This is a genomic window from Methylobacillus glycogenes JCM 2850, assembly GCF_000617925.1.
Classification (GTDB): Bacteria; Pseudomonadota; Gammaproteobacteria; order Burkholderiales; family Methylophilaceae; genus Methylobacillus; species Methylobacillus glycogenes.
Genome location: NZ_BAMT01000005.1, coordinates 178,375 through 197,539 on the forward strand (window position 1 = coordinate 178,375; position 19,165 = coordinate 197,539).

Annotated in this window: 16 protein-coding genes and 2 pseudogenes; 12 read left to right on the forward strand and 6 right to left on the reverse strand. The window is 54.5% G+C overall.

The annotated features are described in order from the left end of the window. Window positions 1-182: 182 nt before the first annotated feature. Window positions 183-341, reverse strand: coding sequence for a DUF3309 family protein (locus tag JCM2850_RS21020; RefSeq protein WP_081775016.1), 159 nt, complete (start codon window positions 339-341; stop codon window positions 183-185). A gap of 607 nt (window positions 342-948) precedes the next feature. Between JCM2850_RS21020 and JCM2850_RS18285 the strand changes: the two are divergent. From JCM2850_RS18285 to JCM2850_RS18295, 4 genes and pseudogenes are all read left to right on the forward strand, one after another. Continuing rightward, window positions 949-2,213: pseudogene (locus tag JCM2850_RS18285) on the forward strand (MFS transporter). A gap of 192 nt (window positions 2,214-2,405) precedes the next feature. Further along, on the forward strand, window positions 2,406-2,933 hold the full coding sequence (locus tag JCM2850_RS09230; RefSeq protein ID WP_025871372.1) for a metal-dependent hydrolase: 528 nt from the start codon (window positions 2,406-2,408) through the stop codon (window positions 2,931-2,933). A gap of 50 nt (window positions 2,934-2,983) precedes the next feature. Continuing rightward, entirely contained in the window at window positions 2,984-3,394 is a 411-nt protein-coding gene (locus JCM2850_RS18290; RefSeq protein WP_051525342.1) for a metal-dependent hydrolase, read from the forward strand. 194 nt (window positions 3,395-3,588) lie between these two features. Next, complete coding sequence (locus tag JCM2850_RS18295) at window positions 3,589-3,993, forward strand: metal-dependent hydrolase (RefSeq protein WP_234406183.1); 405 nt, start codon at window positions 3,589-3,591, stop codon at window positions 3,991-3,993. 345 nt (window positions 3,994-4,338) lie between these two features. Here the strand turns inward: JCM2850_RS18295 and JCM2850_RS09250 are convergent, their stop codons facing one another. After that, window positions 4,339-5,202 carry a TonB-dependent receptor gene (locus JCM2850_RS09250; protein ID WP_025871374.1) on the reverse strand — a complete coding sequence of 288 codons (864 nt, stop codon included), beginning with the start codon at window positions 5,200-5,202 and terminating at the stop codon, window positions 4,339-4,341. Window positions 5,203-5,210: 8 nt separating this feature from the next. Beyond that, the gene (locus tag JCM2850_RS09255; protein WP_025871375.1) at window positions 5,211-6,548 is read right to left on the reverse strand and encodes a TonB-dependent receptor plug domain-containing protein; all 1,338 of its coding nucleotides are present in this window, start codon (window positions 6,546-6,548) and stop codon (window positions 5,211-5,213) included. 201 nt (window positions 6,549-6,749) lie between these two features. Here JCM2850_RS09255 and JCM2850_RS09260 point away from each other — a divergent pair, with 201 nt between their 5' ends. From JCM2850_RS09260 to JCM2850_RS09270, 3 genes are all read left to right on the forward strand, one after another. Continuing rightward, the gene (locus JCM2850_RS09260) at window positions 6,750-7,508 is read left to right on the forward strand and encodes a PEP-CTERM sorting domain-containing protein (RefSeq protein WP_051525343.1); all 759 of its coding nucleotides are present in this window, start codon (window positions 6,750-6,752) and stop codon (window positions 7,506-7,508) included. Between the two features lie 200 nt (window positions 7,509-7,708). Beyond that, the gene (locus tag JCM2850_RS21420) at window positions 7,709-7,900 is read left to right on the forward strand and encodes a hypothetical protein (RefSeq protein ID WP_148301231.1); all 192 of its coding nucleotides are present in this window, start codon (window positions 7,709-7,711) and stop codon (window positions 7,898-7,900) included. Further along, window positions 7,873-8,415: a PEP-CTERM sorting domain-containing protein gene (locus tag JCM2850_RS09270; protein ID WP_025871381.1), complete on the forward strand. Its 543-nt coding sequence runs from the start codon at window positions 7,873-7,875 to the stop codon at window positions 8,413-8,415. Before JCM2850_RS21420 ends, JCM2850_RS09270 begins: the two co-directional genes overlap by 28 nt. On the opposite strand, the gene JCM2850_RS09275 is transcribed toward JCM2850_RS09270, so the two are convergent. The 3 genes and pseudogenes from JCM2850_RS09275 to JCM2850_RS09290 form a co-directional block, all read right to left on the reverse strand. Further along, window positions 8,412-9,002 (reverse strand): GNAT family N-acetyltransferase, encoded by a 591-nt coding sequence (locus JCM2850_RS09275; RefSeq protein ID WP_025871383.1) that lies wholly within the window; start codon window positions 9,000-9,002, stop codon window positions 8,412-8,414. The genes JCM2850_RS09270 and JCM2850_RS09275 overlap by 4 nt on opposite strands. A gap of 160 nt (window positions 9,003-9,162) precedes the next feature. Beyond that, window positions 9,163-10,244: pseudogene (aroG, locus tag JCM2850_RS18300) on the reverse strand (3-deoxy-7-phosphoheptulonate synthase AroG). A gap of 305 nt (window positions 10,245-10,549) precedes the next feature. Next, window positions 10,550-10,960 carry a hypothetical protein gene (locus tag JCM2850_RS09290; RefSeq protein ID WP_025871385.1) on the reverse strand — a complete coding sequence of 137 codons (411 nt, stop codon included), beginning with the start codon at window positions 10,958-10,960 and terminating at the stop codon, window positions 10,550-10,552. A gap of 531 nt (window positions 10,961-11,491) precedes the next feature. Between JCM2850_RS09290 and JCM2850_RS09300 the strand changes: the two genes are divergently transcribed. The 5 genes from JCM2850_RS09300 to JCM2850_RS09315 all read left to right on the forward strand — a co-directional run bounded on the left by JCM2850_RS09300 (window position 11,492) and on the right by JCM2850_RS09315 (window position 18,872). Then, window positions 11,492-12,565, forward strand: a complete 1,074-nt coding sequence (locus JCM2850_RS09300) for a DUF481 domain-containing protein (protein ID WP_234406184.1) — start codon at window positions 11,492-11,494, stop codon at window positions 12,563-12,565. 488 nt (window positions 12,566-13,053) lie between these two features. Next, a complete protein-coding gene (locus JCM2850_RS18305) occupies window positions 13,054-13,770 on the forward strand; it encodes a CHASE domain-containing protein (protein ID WP_051525344.1) in 717 nt (238 codons plus the stop codon). Further along, window positions 13,695-15,554 carry a putative bifunctional diguanylate cyclase/phosphodiesterase gene (locus tag JCM2850_RS18310; RefSeq protein ID WP_051525345.1) on the forward strand — a complete coding sequence of 620 codons (1,860 nt, stop codon included), beginning with the start codon at window positions 13,695-13,697 and terminating at the stop codon, window positions 15,552-15,554. Before JCM2850_RS18305 ends, JCM2850_RS18310 begins: the two co-directional genes overlap by 76 nt. After that, a complete protein-coding gene (locus tag JCM2850_RS18315; RefSeq protein ID WP_025871389.1) occupies window positions 15,551-17,482 on the forward strand; it encodes a diguanylate cyclase in 1,932 nt (643 codons plus the stop codon). Before JCM2850_RS18310 ends, JCM2850_RS18315 begins: the two co-directional genes overlap by 4 nt. Window positions 17,483-17,606: 124 nt before the next feature. After that, window positions 17,607-18,872: a PQQ-dependent sugar dehydrogenase gene (locus tag JCM2850_RS09315; RefSeq protein ID WP_025871391.1), complete on the forward strand. Its 1,266-nt coding sequence runs from the start codon at window positions 17,607-17,609 to the stop codon at window positions 18,870-18,872. The last annotated feature ends 293 nt before the right edge of the window (window positions 18,873-19,165 follow it).

A 19,165-nucleotide genomic window follows, 5' to 3' on the forward strand; every position in this document is an offset into this window, starting at 1 on the left:
AGACCACCAGAATATTCGCTGCTATAAACCAGTGTCAACCTCAGTTTTAATGCTCAAATCAGAATAGGGAAAAACCAAGAAATATTCAACGATGACATGTAATTATTTAGTTGAAATGGAATTTGGCGAGGGAACAACAAAAAAGCGGCAAGCCGGCTTTTTTGTATGGAGATGAGCAATAACTAGATTCGACCTGTTAGCAGCAGCACCAACAGAATAATCACAATCAGGCCCAAACCGCCGCTAGGGCCATAACCCCAGTTACGGCTGTAACCCCAGCTGGGGAATGCGCCTATCAACAGCAGAATCAAGATCACTAAAAGTATGGTAGATACTGACATAACGCCCCTCCTAATTTGTTGATGTAAGTTTTTTAGGGCGGCCGGGGCCGCTTTTTGCTGGTTGGGCTTTTGCCATCCCCAGCGCGTATCTTTTACGGCACCCAGTGTGGGGGATATCTCTGCCGTTGCTTATCCGCGCTGTACTGAAAGGCTTGTCAGTGCTGTCTTACAATTTTGCTTTTGTTTACAGGGGCATGCCTAAAGCCTGCTTTCTCGCTCATGCCTGGCGGCCCTCATTTGCGCTACCATCTTGGCGCTTGGGGTTTGATCTCTGCGCGGTATCTTTAAACTAATCACCGTAGAGCATCATGCGCTTTTCATGATTTGCGCTTTATCATCTGGCTTGCACATTTTTGCCTGCACGCTTTTAAAGAACCCTTAGCCATGCCCCTGCTACCCCCAACCTCAGGATGCTTTTTGCCATGACCGCTTTAACCCCACACCACCCGCATGACCATGCCCGCACCCGTTGGCTGGTGCTTTTTTTACTGTGCCTGGGTGAGCTGATGATAGTGCTGGATACCACCATTGTGAATGTGGCGCTGCCTTCCATACGGCTGATTTGGCGTTTACCGAAACCAGCCTGGTGTGGGTGGTGAATGCCTATATGCTCACTTTTGGCGGCTTTTTGCTGCTGGGTGGCAGGCTGGGTGATTTTTTTGGTCACAGGCGTTTGTTTTTGCTGGGCATTGCGGTGTTTACGCTGGCATCGCTGGCTTGTGGCATTGCCAGCACACAGGGGCAGTTGATTGCGGCGCGGGCGGTGCAGGGCCTGGGCGGGGCGGTGGTGTCTGCGGTGGCATTGTCTTTAATCATGAATTTGTTTACCGAGCAGGCTGAGCGGCCAAGGCCATGGGGGTGTATGGCTTTGTCTGTGCTGGCGGTGGCAGCCTGGGGGTGTTGCTGGGCGGGGTGCTCACCAGCAGCATGAGCTGGCATTGGATTTTTTTGGTGAATTTGCCCATGGGCGTGCTGGTGTATGCCTTGTGCCTGCGCCTGCTGCCCGCGCACAGCACTGAGCTGCTGCGGCAAAAGCTGGATATTGGCGGCGCCATCACCATCACCGCCTCTATGATGTTGGCGGTTTACGCCATTGTGAATGGCAATGAGCTGGGCTGGCTTTCGGCACAGGTGCTGGGGCTGTTTGCGCTGGCGGCGCTGTTGTTTGTGGCCTTTATAGTGCTGCAATTGCGCGTGAGTGTGCCGCTAGTGCCGCTCAGCTTGTTCCGCAACCGTAATGTGTCTGTGGCCAATGTGGTGGGGGTGTTGTGGGCGGCGGCTTTGTTTGCCTGGTTCTTTATGTCTGCGCTCTACATGCAGTTTGTGCTGGGTTACGACGCCATGCAGGTGGGGCTGGCGTTTTTGCCTGCCAATATTGTCATGGCGCTGTTTTCACTGGGGCTTTCTGCACGGCTGGTGATGCGCGTGGGCATACGCACCTCGCTCACTTTAGGGCTGGTGTGCGCGGCGCTGGGGCTGGCCTGGTTTGCGCGCGTGCCGCTGCATGGTGAGTTTTGGCTAGATATATTCCCGGCCATGATGTTGCTGGGCCTGGGTGGCGGTATTGCCTTTAACCCGCTGCTGCTGGCAGCCATGAATGATGTAGCGCCGGAAGATTCTGGCCTGGCCTCTGGCGTGGTCAACACCGCCTTTATGATGGGCGGGGCGGTGGGGCTGGCGGTGCTGGCCAGTTTGGCCGCGCATGTGAGCCAGTTGTGGCTGGCGCAGGGGGCCACGGTGCCGTTTGCCTTGTTGCAGGGATATCAGCTGGTCTTCTTGCTGGGTGCTGCGGCCGCAGGCATTTCTGCCGGGCTGGCCTTGCTGCTGATGCATGAGCCGCCAGCGGTGCAGGGGCAGGTGGCTGGGCATTAAGGTGCGGGCAGTGTTGCTTGAGTGAGCAAATCTCTTGGGCTGCTAAGTGTGAATTGCGCCTGTAGCGCGTGCTGAGTTTTTCTTTGGTGACAAGAGCTTAATGGCAGTTTTTGCCCTGTGCTTGCTGGCAAAATATGCGCCAGTTTTGTTCATGACTTGCCATCTCAACCCACGCTTTCAGGTGCCGCTCATATGTTCATTGCCCATGCTCCCTCTGGTTATCTACTGGCCCAGGCCATTATCAAAAAATGCCCCAATATAGGCGTATCAACCAAGGCCATTTTGTGGGTGGGCATCATAGGCGCGATATTTCCCGATATCGACATGCTGTATTTCTACCTCATAGATCACAGGCAGCACCACCATCACACCTACCTCACGCATTGGCCCATTAGCTGGCTGGTGCTGCTGGTACTGGCCCTGCTGTTATCGCGCTGGGCCGCGAGCAAAAACCTTGCAAAATTGCTGGGCATTTTTGCCGTGGCCGGGTTTCTGCACCTCATGCTAGATACCCTGGTAGGCGATGTCTGGTGGTTTGCCCCCTGGGTAGATCAGTCATACCGTTTGTTTACGGTAGAGGCCCTGTACAAGCCCTGGTGGCTGAGCTTTTTTCTGCATTGGTCGTTTGGCGTAGAGCTGCTGATTTGCCTGGCTGCGGCATATGTTTATCTTCAAAACCGCATGCGAGATTTTGATCTTGAGCAGGGTGGTGGGCGTTGAAGCTAGCTGCAAATTAATCACGCTCACTTAAGCTTTATACAGGCCAGGCCATGTTTATTGCCCATATTCCATCTGCTTATCTACTGGCAAAAGCCATTACCGCGCAATGCAAGCAATTCGGCCTTTCGGCGCGGGATATTATTGTGGTGGCGGTAATAGGCACGATATTTCCTGATATCGATTTGCTGTATTTTTATTTCGTTGATGACAGGCAGCATCATCACCATAGCTACCCCACGCACTGGCCTCTCACTTGGCTGGCGCTGCTGATACTTGCCACCCTGTTATGCCGCCAGGCCTCTGCCAAAAAGTCCGCTGCCATACTCGGCATTTTTGGCATGGCCGCGCTGCTGCATCTGTTGCTGGATAGTGTGGTCGGGGATGTCTGGTGGCTGGCCCCCTGGGTAGATCAATCATTCAGCCTGTTTACGCTAGAAGCCATTTACCAGCCTGGTGGCTGAATTTCCTGCTGCATTGGTCGTTTGCCGTGGAGCTGCTGATTTGCCTGGCGGCGGCTTGTGTGTTTATTCAACAGCGCCGCAAGAGATTACAGCGCCATCAGCGGCTTCATCGTTGAGCAGCAAGATGTGGCTATTCCTGCATATCCCGGTGTGGTTGATATCTCTAGCCGCATGAAGCTGCTTAAAAACCCATCATGTTTATCCCCCATGCGCCATCAGGTTATCTGTTAGCCAAAGCCATTATCCGGCCAGCCTGCTCATCCGCTTTTGCCAAGGCCATTATCTTGGTGGGGGTGGTGGGCGCGGTGATTCCAGATATTGATATGGTTTATTTTTATCTGTTTGATCACAGGCTGCACCATCACAAATATTTCACGCATTGGCCTATCACCTGGCTGGCGCTGCTGCTGATGGCCACTGTGTTACTGCGTTGGGCGGCCACTAAAAAGGCCGCCTTTTTGCTGGCGGTGTTTGCGCTGGGTGGCATGCTGCATATGTTGCTGGATAGTGTTGTGGGCGATATCTGGTGGCAGGCTCCCTGGCTTAAGCAGCCGCTCAAGTTGTTCACCATAGAGGCGGTTTACCAGCCTGGTGGCTGAATTTCATTTTGCATTGGTCGTTTGCCGTGGAATTGCTGATTTGTCTGGCGGCGGTTTATGTGTTTTTCAAAACGCCAGCCCAATCAGATAATGCCTGACCGCATCAGACGTTAAATCGCGCAGCCAGAAACCACCTTGCCTAGCCCAGCCTATATCTCCAGCCGCATGCCTATTTCGATATTGCGCCCCATCTCCGGGGTGTAATAGCGTAAAAACGAGGTGCTATTGCGGATTTCGGCATTGCCTATATTGCGCATGTTCACGAACACTTCGCCTTTTACATGTGCCTGGCAAAAGGCCGCCGCAGGTAAATATCCAGTTTGTTATAGCTGGCGGTGCCGGGTTCTAGCTCTGTGCCTGTGGGTTGAATAATGCTGCCCGTGCGTTGTTGGGCGCGGCCGTGGGTGAGGCGTAGCTCGCCTTGCCACTCTGCCACGCTGGCTTGCACGGCCACGCCGTAGCGGCCTGGGGCCAGTCTGGTACATGGTAGCCATCGTCCAGCTTGCCTTGCACCATATCGGCAAATACGCTGGTGTGTAGTTGCTTCACGCCTGTGATTTTCCAGGGTCTGCCCAGTTCAAATTCATAGCCATGAAAGCGGGCGTCTTGCTGCGCATATTGCATCTGACTCAGGCAGTCTGCCGGGTTGGTGCAGGTGCCGGGCAGTTGCGGCCTGAAGTAGGGGCCTGTGTATACGGTGCCTACGTTTTGCTGATAGATATAATCCCTGGCCTGATATTGGTAAAGGTTGAGCTTGAGGCTGGCCTGGCCTAGCGTCTGCTGCCATTGCAGGTCCCAGCCGTTAAGGGTTTCGGTCTCCAGATTACGGTTGCCTATGTCGTAGGTGCGCGTGGCCAGGTGCGGGCCAAAGGCTGCCACTTCCTGAATATCTGGCGCGCGGCGTGCTACCCAGCGGTTAAGGGTGAGGCTGCCGCTTTGGTAGCTTCTTTTTAGCGCCAGTGAAAAGCTCTCGGGCGCATATTGGCTGCGGCTGGCGGCTATGGTGCGTGAAAGCGTGGGGGTAAACCATATGCGCTGGGCGGCGGCCTCCAGCTCGCTTTTTTCCTTGCGCCAGCCAAACTCCAGTTGCCAGGGTTTGAGGTCCAAAGTTTCTACCAGATAAACCCCGCGGGTGCGGATGTGCGATTGCGGCACAAAGGCTTCGCTGCCCAGTGCAGAGAAATCACGGCGGATATCATGCAGGCCCACACTGCCGCTTAAGCGTGAGCCAGGTGGTGCTTGAGTTCCAGCCTTGATTCCACGGCGTCGTTGTTAAAGCGCGTCTGGGGCTGGCCGTTGCTGAGTTCATCATGCTGGTAGCGCGATTTGCCCACGCGCAGGCTTAAAGATTCCAGCCAGGTGTTTTCTATAAACCATTCGCCCTTGAGATCCAGCCTTTCTTGCTGCATGTCTATGCGCACTGCCTCGGGCGTATCTAGCACCGCGCCGCCGTGGCTGTGCGCAGGCCCTAGGGGTATGCCGTAGTTGCTGGCATAGCGGCTGAGTGAAACGCCAATATAGCCTTGCTCGCCAAACAGGCTGGCACCTACGCTGCCGCCATGGCTGCGCGCGCTGGTGTTGCCGGTGTAACCCCGCGTGTTGCTGGGCGAGGGCGCGTAAAACAGGCGCGTGATGGCGGCCTGGTCTATGGCGGCACCCGGCACTTCAATGTCATTGCTGTTTCTGCCATGCAGGTTGGCATGCAGCGCCAGTTGGCGAAAGCTGGTGTTGAGTTCACTCACCACGGTGTCTTCATCGTGGTTGCTGCCGTGGCGCACTTGCGTATTCAGGCTGCTGCGCGTGGGTATACGCTCGGGAATGCGGCCATCAATAACTTCCACCGCGCCGCCTATGGCCCCGCCGCCATTGCGTATGGTGGCCGGGCCGCGCAATACGCGTATTTCCTTGGCCAGCAGGGCTTCTACCGTGGTGCCATGGTCAGGGCTCATGGCAGAAACATCATGGCTGCCCACGCCATTGATCATGACGCGGGTACGTGGCCCCTGCTGGCCGCGTATCACGGGCAGGCCCACATTGGGGCCAAAGCTGGCATTGGCCACGCCCAGCTCATCTTGCAAGGTTGCCCCCAGCGTGCTGCTGCCGCGCTGTTGCAGCGCTGTGCCCTTGAGGCTGGATTGCGGGCTTATTTCTTGCGCTGTGGGTTCACGCGTTGCGTTGACTTCTATGGCCTCTAGCTGCATGGGCTCTGCCTGTGCGGCAGGTTTGGTTGCGGCAGAAGTTTTAGGTGTAGGCATTTCAGGTGTAGGTGTTGCAGGCGTGTTTGGGCTGGCAGCAGGTATTGCAGAGGCAGTGGCCGCCGCGGCTTGCGCTGGCTGCGTAATGCCTTGCGCTAGGTGTTGCAGGGCTGGTGTGCCAGCGCCTGTGTGTTTTTCCTCCAGCTCGCTGGCCCAGCTTAAGCCAGAGGGTAAAACGCCCAGTGCAAGCAGGCAGGTGGCCAGGGTGAATCTGCCGGGGGGGTAAACGCTAGGCGCACAAAAGCGCTGGCATTGAGCGCGGTGAAATGGAAGGCGAGAGGAATGAGGCGGCGGATTCACTGGGTAAGGTTTTCAATGCGGTGTGGAGAAAATTTGGTGACAAGTTGCGTGTTGATAGGCTGATGACGCCTATGGTAATGCAACTATATTTCACTATGCAACACTATTGCATGTAGCAACTGAATTGCATTAGCATAAAAGAAGGGCGGGGTATTGGACCCCGGTAATCCCCTAATCTTTCTATTTATAAGGGAGTTTCAAATGCGTCAATTCATGATGCCACTGGCAATGGTGGCAAGTTTGTTCAGCGTGTCCGCTTTGTTTAGTGCATCCGCTTACGCGGAAGATCATCTGCATTCAGGTGATATCGAGATTGAAGTTGAAAACGGCAAGCTGGGCACCCATGGTGCAGGCCATGATCAGGTGGGTTCTGGCTATGCGATTTTTGAGGCGGATTTCCGTGACCTCGCCAAGGGGCCGTATGCCACCAATGCGCCGGGCTTTGACAGCCATAGCGATGTGTTTGCCCAGGGCGACATTATTGGTTACCAGGCCATAGGCAGCCTGTGGGCCTGGGATGGTGCCAGCTGGAGCAACAGCCACAATGCCACCATCACCCTGGGCGGCAATCTGGGTGAGAGCACACGCTGGAACGCAGCGGGTGTGTCGGGTGACAGCATAGGCACACTGGGCCAGGCGGGCAGCAGCGGCAATATTCACGAGCACCTGACTTTCACCGTATCCACTACCAACGGTCTGCCTAGCGAGGGTGCTTATTACATCACGCTGCAACTGATTTCCGGCGAGCTTAACAGCAGCTTTGACGGCATTGTGGCCAATGACAAGTACGCCAGCTCTGACCCCTTCTACCTGATTTTCAACAATGGCTTGAGCTCAGGTCAGTTCCACGCCGCTGTGCACGGTTTGGCAGATGTGGCCCCGGTGCCTGAGCCTAGCAGCTATGCCTTGCTGCTGGCTGGCTTGGGTTTGATGGGCTGGCAGTTGCGCCGTCGTGCTTAACAGCGCGCTCAATGCCTAGCTTGATCTAGCTATGGCGTCCTCAGGCCGGAGTTTTGGCGGGGGGCGCCAGCCAAGGAGAATGCAATGAAGAAGATATTGCTGGCGGCATTGTTGTCAGGCTTTAGCTGCCTGGCGCATGCCGTGCATTACGATGTGATGCTGGGTACCAGCCAGGGCGCTGTGCAGGCAGTCAGATCACGGTGGATTTTTACGGTGATTTTGATCTGGCGGGCAAGTTGCCGATTGATAGCGCCAGTGGTCACAAGCTGTTCCCGGGTTATTTTGATGATCTTGAAGGTGGGCCACGGGCAACTGATGACCCAGCTTTCAGGCCTTTGCCGGAACCTTTAAATATGGCGAGGAGGTGCATTTCCGTGCGCTGGGGCAGTTGAATTACTGGAGCCCGGAAAGCCAGAGCTGGGGTGTGGCGGGCAACAATGCCAATATCACCCTTTATGGCGGCATTCCGGTAGATGCCTGGCTGAATTACATGCTTAACCCTGGCAATGCCACGTATGCCGCGCAATACCAGTATTACGCCAATGGCACGGTGTTTGGCGGCAATGGGGTGAGCGGGCCAGTCACCGCGCTGATTGATGGCGCTGGCAGCAATGGCAGTTTCCATTCACATCTGGACTGGAAAGTGTCTGACGCGGCGGCGGCAGGTGTTTACATGCTGACCTTGCAGGTGTGGTCACCCACGCTGGAGAATGGGGTGCAGAAGTATCTTGATTCTGACCCTTTCCATGTGGTGTTCAAAACCGCAGGCATCAGCCAGGCGCAGTTTGATCAGGCTTTTGATCAGCGCATTGCGGTGGCCGTGCCTGAGCCTGAAAGCTATGCCTTGCTGTTATTGGGTTTGGCGGTGGTGGGCTTGAGTGCACGCAGGCGTAAAGCGTTAATTTAAATTGTTGTAATCTGGCTCAGGGCGCACTGCAGGTAGTGCGTTTCTGGGCCATAACTTTGTAGTTTGGCGGCTAGATCTTGAGACGTGTTCTCTGGATCACACATGGGTACTGGCTTAAAGCCCTGTGCCTGCCAAAAGCTCAGACTTTGGTTAACTGCCACCAGGCTGATGTTATCCAGGCCATGGGCATGCGCCAGCTGTGCCAGGGTGGGCAATATACGCGGCGTGGCCTGCTGGCCGCGTGCCTGCGGTAGCAGGGCAATATCATGCAGGTAGTAGGTGCTGGCATTTTCAGTCCCTGCCTTTATGCTTGTCACTGTGGCCATGCGCGGCAAGGCGTGCAGCAGGCTATCCAGCGCGGGTGGCTGCATTTTATGCCAGGGATGGCTGATTAAATAACCCACCAATTGCCCGGCCTGTTGCCAAACCCAGCAACCTTTTGGGTAAAGCCGCAAGCGTTCTGCAAATACCTGGGGTTGTTCAGGGTAAGCCGGGTGCACCTGGGCGGCAATGCTATAAACCTGTGGCAAATCTGCCACCTGCATGGCACGCCAGTGGGGGTGATCTGCAAGGTGAGGTTCAGACATGGCTTCAAGCATGGCTTAGTGTTGAGCTAATGAGGGCATGCTGCGCATTGGTGGCAGGCTCAATGATTGAGGTTATTTGGCTTGCGATTGAGTTTTAGCAGCCATTTTGCCATCACGCAGCGTGGCCCTGGCAGGCCACGGCTGCATGAGGCTACACGCTTTATTCGCTTTGCTCTTGCTGCTTGCGGCGCAGGCGTACGCTTTCGGCCAGCACGGTCAATAGCGCTACCGATTCTTCCCAGCCAGGCAGCCATCGGTGATGGATTGGCCATAGGTCAGTGTGCAGCCTGGGGTCAGGTCTTGCTTGCCTTCAACCAGGTGCGATTCAATCATCACACCGACTATGCGGTCGTCACCACTGGCAATCTGCTCGGCCACATCGCCCACAACTTCAAGCTGGCGCTTGAACTGCTTGAGGCTGTTGGCGTGTGAGCAATCAATCATGATTTTGGCAGCCAGGCCAGCATTGGCCAGCTCACGTGCAGCGGCATCCACATTGGGCGCATCGTAATTAGGCGTTTTGCCACCGCGCAGGATGACATGGCAATCCTCGTTACCGCTGGTGGAGATAATCGCCGAGCGGCCTTCCTTGGTCACAGAAAGGAAGTGGTGCGGGCTGGCGGCAGCCTTGATGGCATCCACGGCAATGCGGATATTGCCATCGGTGCCGTTTTTGAAGCCAACCGGGCACGATAAACCTGAAGCCAGTTCACGGTGAATTTGCGATTCTGTTGTGCGTGCGCCTATGGCACCCCAGCTCACGAGGTCAGCAGTATATTGCGGCGTGATGGTATCGAGGAACTCGGTGCCCGCAGGCAGGCCCAGCTCATTCACCGCCAGCAAAAAACGGCGTGCCAGTTGCAGGCCGTCATTAATCTGGAAGCTGCCATCAAGATAGGGGTCATTGATCAGCCCTTTCCAGCCTACGGTGGTGCGGGGCTTCTCGAAATACACGCGCATAACGATCACCAGCTCATTGGCAAAGGCGGCACGCTGTTGCAGCAAACGCTGCGCGTACTCCAGCCCGGCATCGTAATCGTGGATGGAACAGGGGCCTATGATGACCAGCAACCTGTCATCTGCGCTATGCAGGATTTTATGAATGGCACTGCGCGTGGCCACGATATTGTCTGTCGCGGCAGCACTGGCGGGCAGTTCTTCAAGTAGCTCGGACGGTAATCTGAGTTCCTTGATTTCCTTGATGCGAACATCGTCAGTCGCAATTTTCTGGTATGGACTCATTCTTCTCTCGCCGCCGCTCAGTGGGTAACCGAGCCTGGCACGGCTGCTTGGTTAAAAGTGGATGATTAAAAAAGTTGATTATTATAGCTTTATGGCGGGCATCATGCCCACTGTTTGCACCGCAGAAGTGCATGCTGCCGCGCAGATATCTCAACAGCATGACAGCGCAAGGCTCAATCTGCTGGGGAATAAAGCCAAGGTGATATCTACAATATGCTGACCTGATGGCTGAATTCAATAGCGCTCATGCCATGTCTGGCCATGCCGGGCCATGACATTCTGGCCCTGCCTTTGACGTTTAACACTCAAGGTTTGATGCGGCACACCAAAGCCTGCAAGCCAGGTTTGGCACCATCCACCGCGTCAAACACCTTGCCATCGGCCGCGTGCTGCTCAGTGCCAGGGGGGCAGGGGAACAAGCCAGGGGCGGAGTCTTCAGTGCTGACATAGCTGGCAATGCGGCCATCAGCATCATGGCTGGCGATTAGTTTATAGAAAATGCGCTGATTGCCTTCCTCGGCAATTTCAGAGGCGGTCCAGCATACCTGGCCATAGAAATAGGCTGTTATCTTGTCCTGCTTGTAATCGCCAAAGCGCACACCGCCTACGATATCGCCTTGCGGATTGAAGTTGCCATAGTCCTTGCATACAGCCCAGGCTGGCAGGGCTTGTAGCAAAAGCAGGGTACAGGCAAGGCAGGCAATACGGATGTTCATGCAGATTTTCCTTCTGTCATTTCAAAAAAATTCAGCTCAGCTATTTGCCAAAACTCAAGTCAGATAAACCCCAAAACTCAAGTCAGGCTGTTCAGGGGCTGAGTTTGCGGCAGCGCTAAAACGCGGGCTTATTCTCTCACAAGTCGCTTTCAACACTGCTTGCGGGAACCAAGCGCGCCTCCTGCAACTCTGTCTCTTGAGGTTTGCGTAGATCAGGGTTGAATAATAGAATAAATGCCAAGCCTGCAAGTGAGGCGTGCATTCTAAGCAGTACATTCAATCAGCTTTCCAGCCATGCCTGGCCAGGAAAGCATTCAATTCGGGGGGAGCTTGCAATAGTTTGCAACGCTGAGTTTGCCAGCGGGTTTGGCAATTATGGCGTGTGCGCTGTTGTGAACAGGCTGGTTTTCAGCCCCCGGCAGTCGGTATCAGTAAATCATGTGTAATGTCAGTCATGGTATTTCCACCATGCATCATGCCCAAGCTAACGCCCAGGCAGACTACGGTCTGCAGGCAGAAAGGAAGCGAGTTTTGAATAACAAGTCATATATAAAAATGGCGATGACAGGTTTGTTGTTGACCAGTGGCGGCATTGCCGCCATGAGCGCAATGGCCGATGAAATTCGCATGAAAAATGGTGATGTGCTGACTGGTAAGGTCATCAAGAAATTCACCGATAAAGTGGTGTTCAACACCAAGTACGCGGGAGATCTGCAAATCTCCTGGACTGAAGTTGAAGCGATCAAGACCGATGAGCCACTGACCGTGACGCTGACTGACCGCAGCAATATCAAGACGCCGCTGGAAAGTTTTGATTCCGGCAAGGCCACCATCAAGGTAGTGCCGCTGGATGAAGATGGTGACGACAAGAACAAGCAATATGAAGAGCGCGAAATTGCCTTGTCTGACCTTAAGTATATCAATCCCACCCCTGAATTATCCGGGGTAGGCGTCAACTGGACAGGCCGTATCAATCTGGGTGGCTCCATCACTCAGGGTAATACCGATACCACCACCTTGCGTCTGGATGGTGAATCGATAGCACGTACGCTCAATCATCGTTTGACCGTGGCGGCGGTGGTCAACCGCGCCACCAATAATGGTGAAAACACCCAGTTCAACAACCGCTCCTCGGTCAAGCTGGACCGCTTTATCAATAACAAGTGGTATGTCTACGCCAACAACACGCTGGAAAACGACAAGTTCCGCGATATCAAGCTGCGTACCACTACCGGTATTGGTAGCGGTTATCAGGTGTATGAACAGCCTGAGATCAACCTTTTCATCGAAGGCGGTTTGAACTACGTCACCGTGAATTACTACGATGAAGAAAACGAGAAATACCCGGGTGCACGTTGGGCGCTCAAGTATGACCAGCGCATTTTTGGTGGCAGCACGCAGTTTTTCCACGAGCATGAGGCCTTGCTAGGCCTGGATAATCTGGATAACACCCTGGTGTTCACCAAGACTGGCTTGCGCTTCCCTATCATCAACAACTTCAACGCCACCGTGCAGTACAACCTGGATTGGGCGCGCACGCCTGCGGATGATAGAAAGCGCGCAGATAGTGCTTTGATCTTCAGCCTGGGTTATGTCTGGCAGTAGTGAGTGTGGGGCATAAGCAATATTTCAAGCAGCTAGCTAGCTGCGAGAATATTCCCGTCACATGGCAATGACATTGTAGCTAGCGCAACGGCAGTGGCAGTTGGTAGTCACTGCCGTTTTCATTCATCAACTGCGGTCACTCAAGGCAAATTAAGCCTGGGATTGCCTCTATTTCCGCTTTATGGATATTTGGTGACAAGCATAGAATAGGCCAAGTGGACTATTGTCCGATAAAAACCTGTATTATTTTTATCACTTTTTCTTGATTTCTTCCATAATGCATTCAGTGGCTTGATGACTTGAACCTGCTTTTATGGCGCTGTCTTTTTTCAGGCGCTGATGGGTATGCAGGGTGTGGTGTGAATAAACGTTGGCGTGGCTTTAAATCTACATAATTCATTTATAAGTGCCATGTTTGCTAATAAAACCAATCCATTGGGAATCTCAGGGGAGTTCTGGCGGCGCTATTCGCCCCTGCTGATTGCATCATGATAGGCATTTTTCTGCTTGGGGTGACCGGCTATGTCGGTTTTGTCGAGCAGCAGGTGCGTATCAAGGAAGAACGCACCTATGTAGCCACGGTGGCCGCAGGCATGCGCGCGCGCCTTGAGGGCGAGCTCAACAGCTCGGTACATCTGGGCCTGGGGCTGGCTACCTATGTGGTGGCCAATCCAAAATTCAACGCTGATAATTTCAATCTGCTGGTGGCTACCCTGGTGCACTATGGCCGCCATCTGCGCACCATCACCATGGCACCAGATAACGTCGTGCGTTATGTCTACCCACTGGCGGGTAACGAAAACCTGCTGGGCTTGCGCTATCAAGACCAAGAGCTGGGTAGTGTCAGTGATATGCAGCAATCGCGCCACCCAGAGTTGGTGGGGCCTATAGATTTGGTGCAGGGCGGGCGTGGGCTGGTGCATAGATTGCCAGTTTTTGTGCCCAACCCGGCAGGTGGTGAGTCTTACTGGGGCGCGGCTTCGGTAGTGCTTGATCTTGATTCCCTGCTCAAGGCCGCAGGGTTCCGCGCGGACGATAGCAATATCAGCTACGCGCTACGCCGCTTTGATCAGCAGGGTAATACCGAAATGATCGTCGCAAGCAGGATGTATTTGACCGCTCGCCGATTTTGCTCGATATCAGCCTGGGTGAGCATACCAACTGGCAGTTGGCCTGCATGCCTACGGCTGGCTGGGGCCAGTTGAGCCAGCCCGTCAATTGGGTGTTGATGATAGGCGGCATTCTGGCCTTGATACTTTCTACGCTGGCTTATGTCTGGCTGCGCAGTATTCAGCAGCTACGCCAGCGCGATGCGGAATCGCGCCTGGCACGCAGCGTGTTTAATTCTTCCAATGAAGGCATGCTGATTACCAGCCCGCGTGATGATGTCATAGGCATGAACCCGGCGGTGACGGCAATCACTGGCTACACCGCAGCAGAGCTGCTGGGCATGCCTTTGAGCTTTCTTACCGCCGAGAATATAACCCCCGAAGATCAGCGCAAAGTGCATGCGGCCGTGAGCCAGCATGGGGTTTGGCAAGGCGAGATTCACGCGCGGCACAAGGGCGGCCATGTATTCCCGGTGGCCTTGACGGTGACAGCGGTGCTAGACCAAAGCGGCAAGCCCAGCAGCTTTATCAATACCTTTAGCGATATCAGCGAGCGTAAGTCTAACGAGGCGCGGATTCAGGACCTTGCGCTGCGCGATACCCTGACTGGCCTGCCTAATCGCATGGATCTCTACAATAGGCTGGAGGCGCTGCTGAAGCAGGGGCAAAGCCTGGCGGTGATGATTCTGGATCTGGATAACTTCAAGATCATCAACGATACCCTGGGCCATGCGGTGGGCGATCAATTGCTGGTGGAGGTGGGCAAGCGCCTGATGACGGCAATTAATCCACGTGACATTGTCTCGCGCCTGGGTGGCGATGAGTTTGTGGTGGTGCTGGTGAACGAGCACGCCTCGCAGGTGGCAGGCAGCCTGGCAGAAAGCATTTTGCTCAAGCTGGCGCGGCCTTACCTGATTGAAGGCTATGAGCTGCATTCATCTTCCAGCATAGGCATAGGCATTTACCCTGTGGATGGCAACGATGCCAGCAGCCTGCTGAAAAATGTGGATACCGCCATGTACGAGGCTAAATCGCATGGCAAGAACAACTACAAGTTCTTTACCGAAAAAATGCGTGAGCAAATCAGCGAGCGCCTGCGCCTGGAAAACCACTTACGCCAGGCATTGTTCCGTCAGGAGTTTGAGCTGCACTACCAGCCGCAGGTGCATATTGCCAGCGGCCAGATCACGGGCGTAGAAGCGCTGATACGCTGGAATCATCCGCAATGGGGCATGGTGCAGCCGGATAAATTCATCCGCATTGCCGAAGATAGCAACCTGATTGTGCCGCTAGGCGAGTGGGTGTTGCAGGAAGCCTGCAGACAAATCAGCAAGTGGCGCGGCGAGGGTTTGGATGAACTATGCATGTCAGTGAATATCTCGGCGCGGCAGTTGCAGTCACGACATTTGTTCAGCCTGATTGATCACCTGGTGGCCACCCATGACATCAAGCCCGGCACGCTGGAGCTGGAAATCACGGAAAGCGTGGCCATGGATGACCCAGAGAAGACCATCTCACGCATGAAAAAGCTCAGGGCCAAGGGCGTGGCGCTGGCGATTGATGACTTTGGTACGGGTTATTCCTCACTGAGTTACCTCAAGCTTTTACCCCTGACCCGCCTCAAGATAGACCGCTCCTTCGTCAAGGATATAGAAACCGACCCCAACGATGCCGCTATCTGTACCGCCACCATAGCCCTGGCGCAGATTCTCGACCTGGGGCTGGTGGCCGAGGGGGTGGAAACCGAGGCGCAACTGAATTACCTACGTGAGCAGGGCTGCGATACCGCCCAGGGCTATTACTTCAGCAAGCCGCTGCCAGCACAGCAACTGTTTGAGTTTATCCAACGCTTCCAGCAAGGACAGGTCACCACTCCATGAGCATGATCGCTGCCATTACCCAATTCCTGCGCGGACCTGGCCTGGTCTTGCTGGCCTTGCTCTGGGCCGGGCATGCCCTGGCGGCAGGTGAGTTTGACGATAAGCTCTTCCCCCATGCCAGCGAAAAAGTGGAAAGTGCGGAAAGCAACAGCCTGCCCACCTTGCGGCTGGATGGGCACAAGCAAAAAATCAGCACCGCCGAAAAACTCTGGGTGCTGGAAGATCGTGGCCATACCCTCACACTCAGCAGCCTGCCATCACTGCAAACGCCAGGTGCCTGGCAGCCGCTGAAACATAGCAGTGGCAGCACCAATCTGGGCTATTCCCACTCCAGTTACTGGTTTGTGCTGCCAGTGGAGGTGAGTCAGGATGCCCCTGAGAAATGGCTGCTGGAAGTAGCATTTGGCTCGCTGGATTTGGTGGAAGTCTTCAGCCCCGATGAAACAGGCCACTACCAGAAGCAGGTGGCGGGAGACCGTTACCCATTCGCGCAGCGGCCCTATCCGCACAGGCATATGGTGTTCCCGTTATCGTTGACGCCAGGCAAGCATACGCTTTACCTCAAGGTCAGGTCGGAAGGCACGCTGACCATGCCCATCAACCTGTGGGCGGTTGAAGCCCTGCACGCGCATGACCAGCAGGCTTATTCACTGCTAAGCCTGTATTACGGCGCTTTGCTGGCCTTGTTCTTCTACAACTTCCTGATTTACCTCTCCACGCGCGAAACCGTGTTTTTATTCTACGTGGCGTTTGTTGGCAGCATGATCATTGCCCAGGCCTCACTCAATGGCATAGGCAATCAGTTTCTCTGGCCAGACTGGCCTGCCTGGGGCAATCTGGCTTTACCTTGCGGCATGGCGGCCACTGGCTTGTTTGGGGCCTTGTTCAGCCGCCAATTCCTTAACACCCGCAGCAACTTCCCGCGGCTGGATAAAGGCATATTGGCCTTTGCTGTCTGGTTTGGCTTGGTGTTTCTCTCGCCGCTGGTGTTTTCTTATCAGGTGGCTGCCATTACCGTCTCGGTGTCTGGCGTGGTGTTCTCGCTCTATGTCACTCTGGTGGCGGTCAGCTCCTACCTGCGTCGCAACCCAGGTGCCTTCTATTTTCTGCTGGCCTGGGGCGCGGTGTTGGCCGGGGTGCTGGTGCTGGGCCTGCGCAATCTGGGCTGGCTTGCCACCAATCCGCTCACCATTTATTCCATGCAAATAGGCTCGGCCATTGAAATGCTGATGCTGTCATTTGCACTGGCAGACCGCATCACCATCATGCGCAAGGAAAAAGAACAGGCGCAGCGTGACACCCTCAATGCCAAACAAGAGTTGGTGGATACCCTGATCAAATCCGAGCAGGAGCTGGAAGAACGCGTGGCCTTGCGCACCAAGGAGATAGAGGCGGTGAATACTCAGCTACGCCACAAGGAGCGCGAGCTGCGTTATATGGCCTTGCACGATTCACTCACGGGCTTGGCCAACCGCACCCTGATGAATGACAGCCTCAAACGCGCCATCGCGCGTGCCGATCGTGATCTCTCCGTGGTGGCGGTGCTGCTGATAGATCTGGATGGCTTCAAGGAGGTCAACGACTCTTACGGCCATGCAGCGGGTGACCTGGTGCTGCAAGTAGTGGCCGCACGCTTGCGCAAGATCACGCGTATCAGCGATGTTACCGCGCGTCTGGGTGGCGATGAATTTGTGGTGGTGCTGGAAGATATTCACGGCATAGAAGATGCCGTGCGCATTGCCGAAAAACTGGTGAAAGAGTTATCACGCCCGGTAGAAGGTGGCCTGCATGTCTCGGCCAGCGTGGGCATTGCACTCACAGGCTCTGAGCCTGTCACCGCCGATGCCTTGCTGAAAAAGGCGGACAAGGCCATGTATGAAGCCAAAATAGCGGGCAGCAATCGCTGGCATGTGGCCCCGCGGCAATAGCATATAATTGCGCGACAGGTCATTGTCGCGCTCTAGCAACTTTTTATTCATGGCTCTGTCTGTTTAAAGGGAATTCTGCTGCAGAAATTCCACTTTCGAACCCAATATCAATAAGGCAGCGTCAATGACTGTACCGAAAAGGCTCAAACAACTTCTCTGGGTATTGCTGGCAATTCTGGTGGCCAGCTTGTTATTTCTGGCAGGCGCTTATCAATACCACATGCAATGGTGGCCCTATGGCCAGGGCTATTTTGCCAAGGTGGATGTGGATGAAATGGTGCCAGAACCACGTCAGGTCAAAATCAGCTCCATCTTTGGTACGCAAGATGTTGAAGTGCGTGATTTACCGTTCAGCGATCAATACCCCACCGGGCCTTTTGAGATATTAGGTAACAAGCGTTTTCTCTTTATCACCAAGTGTGGTGATGTCTACTTCACCCGTATCAACGAAAACAGCGATTTCGAGATCACCAAACAGGCTGAGCCGCTGAGCAAGCCCAATGCCGAAGAACGTGAAGAAAAGCTGGATGACGACCATGATGGCCTGGTCTACTGTAAAGAACTGGCCGGGGTCAAAGACTCTCTGCTATTAGGTAATACCCTTTATGTGGCTTACACCACCTGGGATGCCGAAGCCAATGGCGCCAGGCTGGCGGTATCTGCCTTTGAGCTGGATCAGGAAAACAGCGAGCTTAGCTTCCGCCGTGATATCTACCTTAGCCATCCCGCAGTAAAAGAACCTTTCCTCGGCCACCAGGTAGGCGGCAAACTGGTGTTTGGGGCCGATGACAGCACCATGTTCCTCAGCATAGGCGACTTCTCCAAACCCGATGGCGTGCAAGACCCCAGCACCTCGCTGGGCAAAATGATCAAAATCAACCTCAAGGACTTCAGCGCCCAGGTATACGCCTCTGGCCTGCGCTCACCTTCAGGTGGCCTGTATTTCGACCGCGAGACCAACGAGCTATGGGAAACCGAGCACGGCCCCAAAGGCGGCGATGAAATCAACCTGATCAAGCAGGGCAAAAACTATGGCTGGCCCGTGGTCAGCTACGGCACCCTGTATGAGCGTGAAGGCATGGGTAATTACTACGGCAATCACTACAACTCGCATGAGAATTTTGAGAAACCAGCATTTGTGTTTATACCTTCGGTAGGCGTAGGCGCGATTGCCAAATACCCCAAGACGGGCAAAAACGAATATTGGGAAAATGGCTTCTTTGTCTCTGGCATGGCGTCTAATAGCCTGCTGTATATGCGTAAGGAGGGGGAGCGTTTGGTTTATGCAGAACCTGTGTTGAGTGAATACCGCATACGGGCGCTGAAGATAGACAAGAATGGGCGCTTCTTTATGAAAACGGATAATGATCAGTTCTTGTGGACGGAATAAAAAGCCGGGGATATTCATCTCAGCGCAATAAAGAACCCGCGGTTACGCGGGTTTTTATTGGCATGAAACATAGGCATTGACGCTTGCTGCTGGTGGCGAGAGGCTAGTGGTATGGTAAGCGGAGCTAGGGCAGAGGCCCTTTAAGCCAGGAACTTCAACCCAGGAACTTCAACCTCCCATGCCCCGCTGATGCGGGGTTTGGTGTTTTTGGTGGGGTGAGATTAGGCCTCCCGGAACTGCTTCTGTAGCGGGAGCTGGGCTTCCCGCTACGCCTGTGATTGCGGGAGTTTGCG

Excerpts from the sequence above, each read along its gene's own strand:
- JCM2850_RS21020 (WP_081775016.1), bottom strand. The coding sequence starts at position 341 with ATGTCAGTATCTACCATACTTTTAGTGATCTTGATTCTGCTGTTGATA.
- JCM2850_RS09230 (WP_025871372.1), top strand. The coding sequence starts at position 2,406 with ATGTTCATTGCCCATGCTCCCTCTGGTTATCTACTGGCCCAGGCCATT.
- JCM2850_RS18290 (WP_051525342.1), top strand. The coding sequence starts at position 2,984 with ATGTTTATTGCCCATATTCCATCTGCTTATCTACTGGCAAAAGCCATT.
- JCM2850_RS18295 (WP_234406183.1), top strand. The coding sequence starts at position 3,589 with ATGTTTATCCCCCATGCGCCATCAGGTTATCTGTTAGCCAAAGCCATT.
- JCM2850_RS09260 (WP_051525343.1), top strand. The coding sequence starts at position 6,750 with ATGCGTCAATTCATGATGCCACTGGCAATGGTGGCAAGTTTGTTCAGC.
- JCM2850_RS09275 (WP_025871383.1), bottom strand. The coding sequence starts at position 9,002 with ATGTCTGAACCTCACCTTGCAGATCACCCCCACTGGCGTGCCATGCAG.
- JCM2850_RS09290 (WP_025871385.1), bottom strand. The coding sequence starts at position 10,960 with ATGAACATCCGTATTGCCTGCCTTGCCTGTACCCTGCTTTTGCTACAA.
- JCM2850_RS18305 (WP_051525344.1), top strand. The coding sequence starts at position 13,054 with ATGATAGGCATTTTTCTGCTTGGGGTGACCGGCTATGTCGGTTTTGTC.
- JCM2850_RS18315 (WP_025871389.1), top strand. The coding sequence starts at position 15,551 with ATGAGCATGATCGCTGCCATTACCCAATTCCTGCGCGGACCTGGCCTG.
- JCM2850_RS09315 (WP_025871391.1), top strand. The coding sequence starts at position 17,607 with ATGACTGTACCGAAAAGGCTCAAACAACTTCTCTGGGTATTGCTGGCA.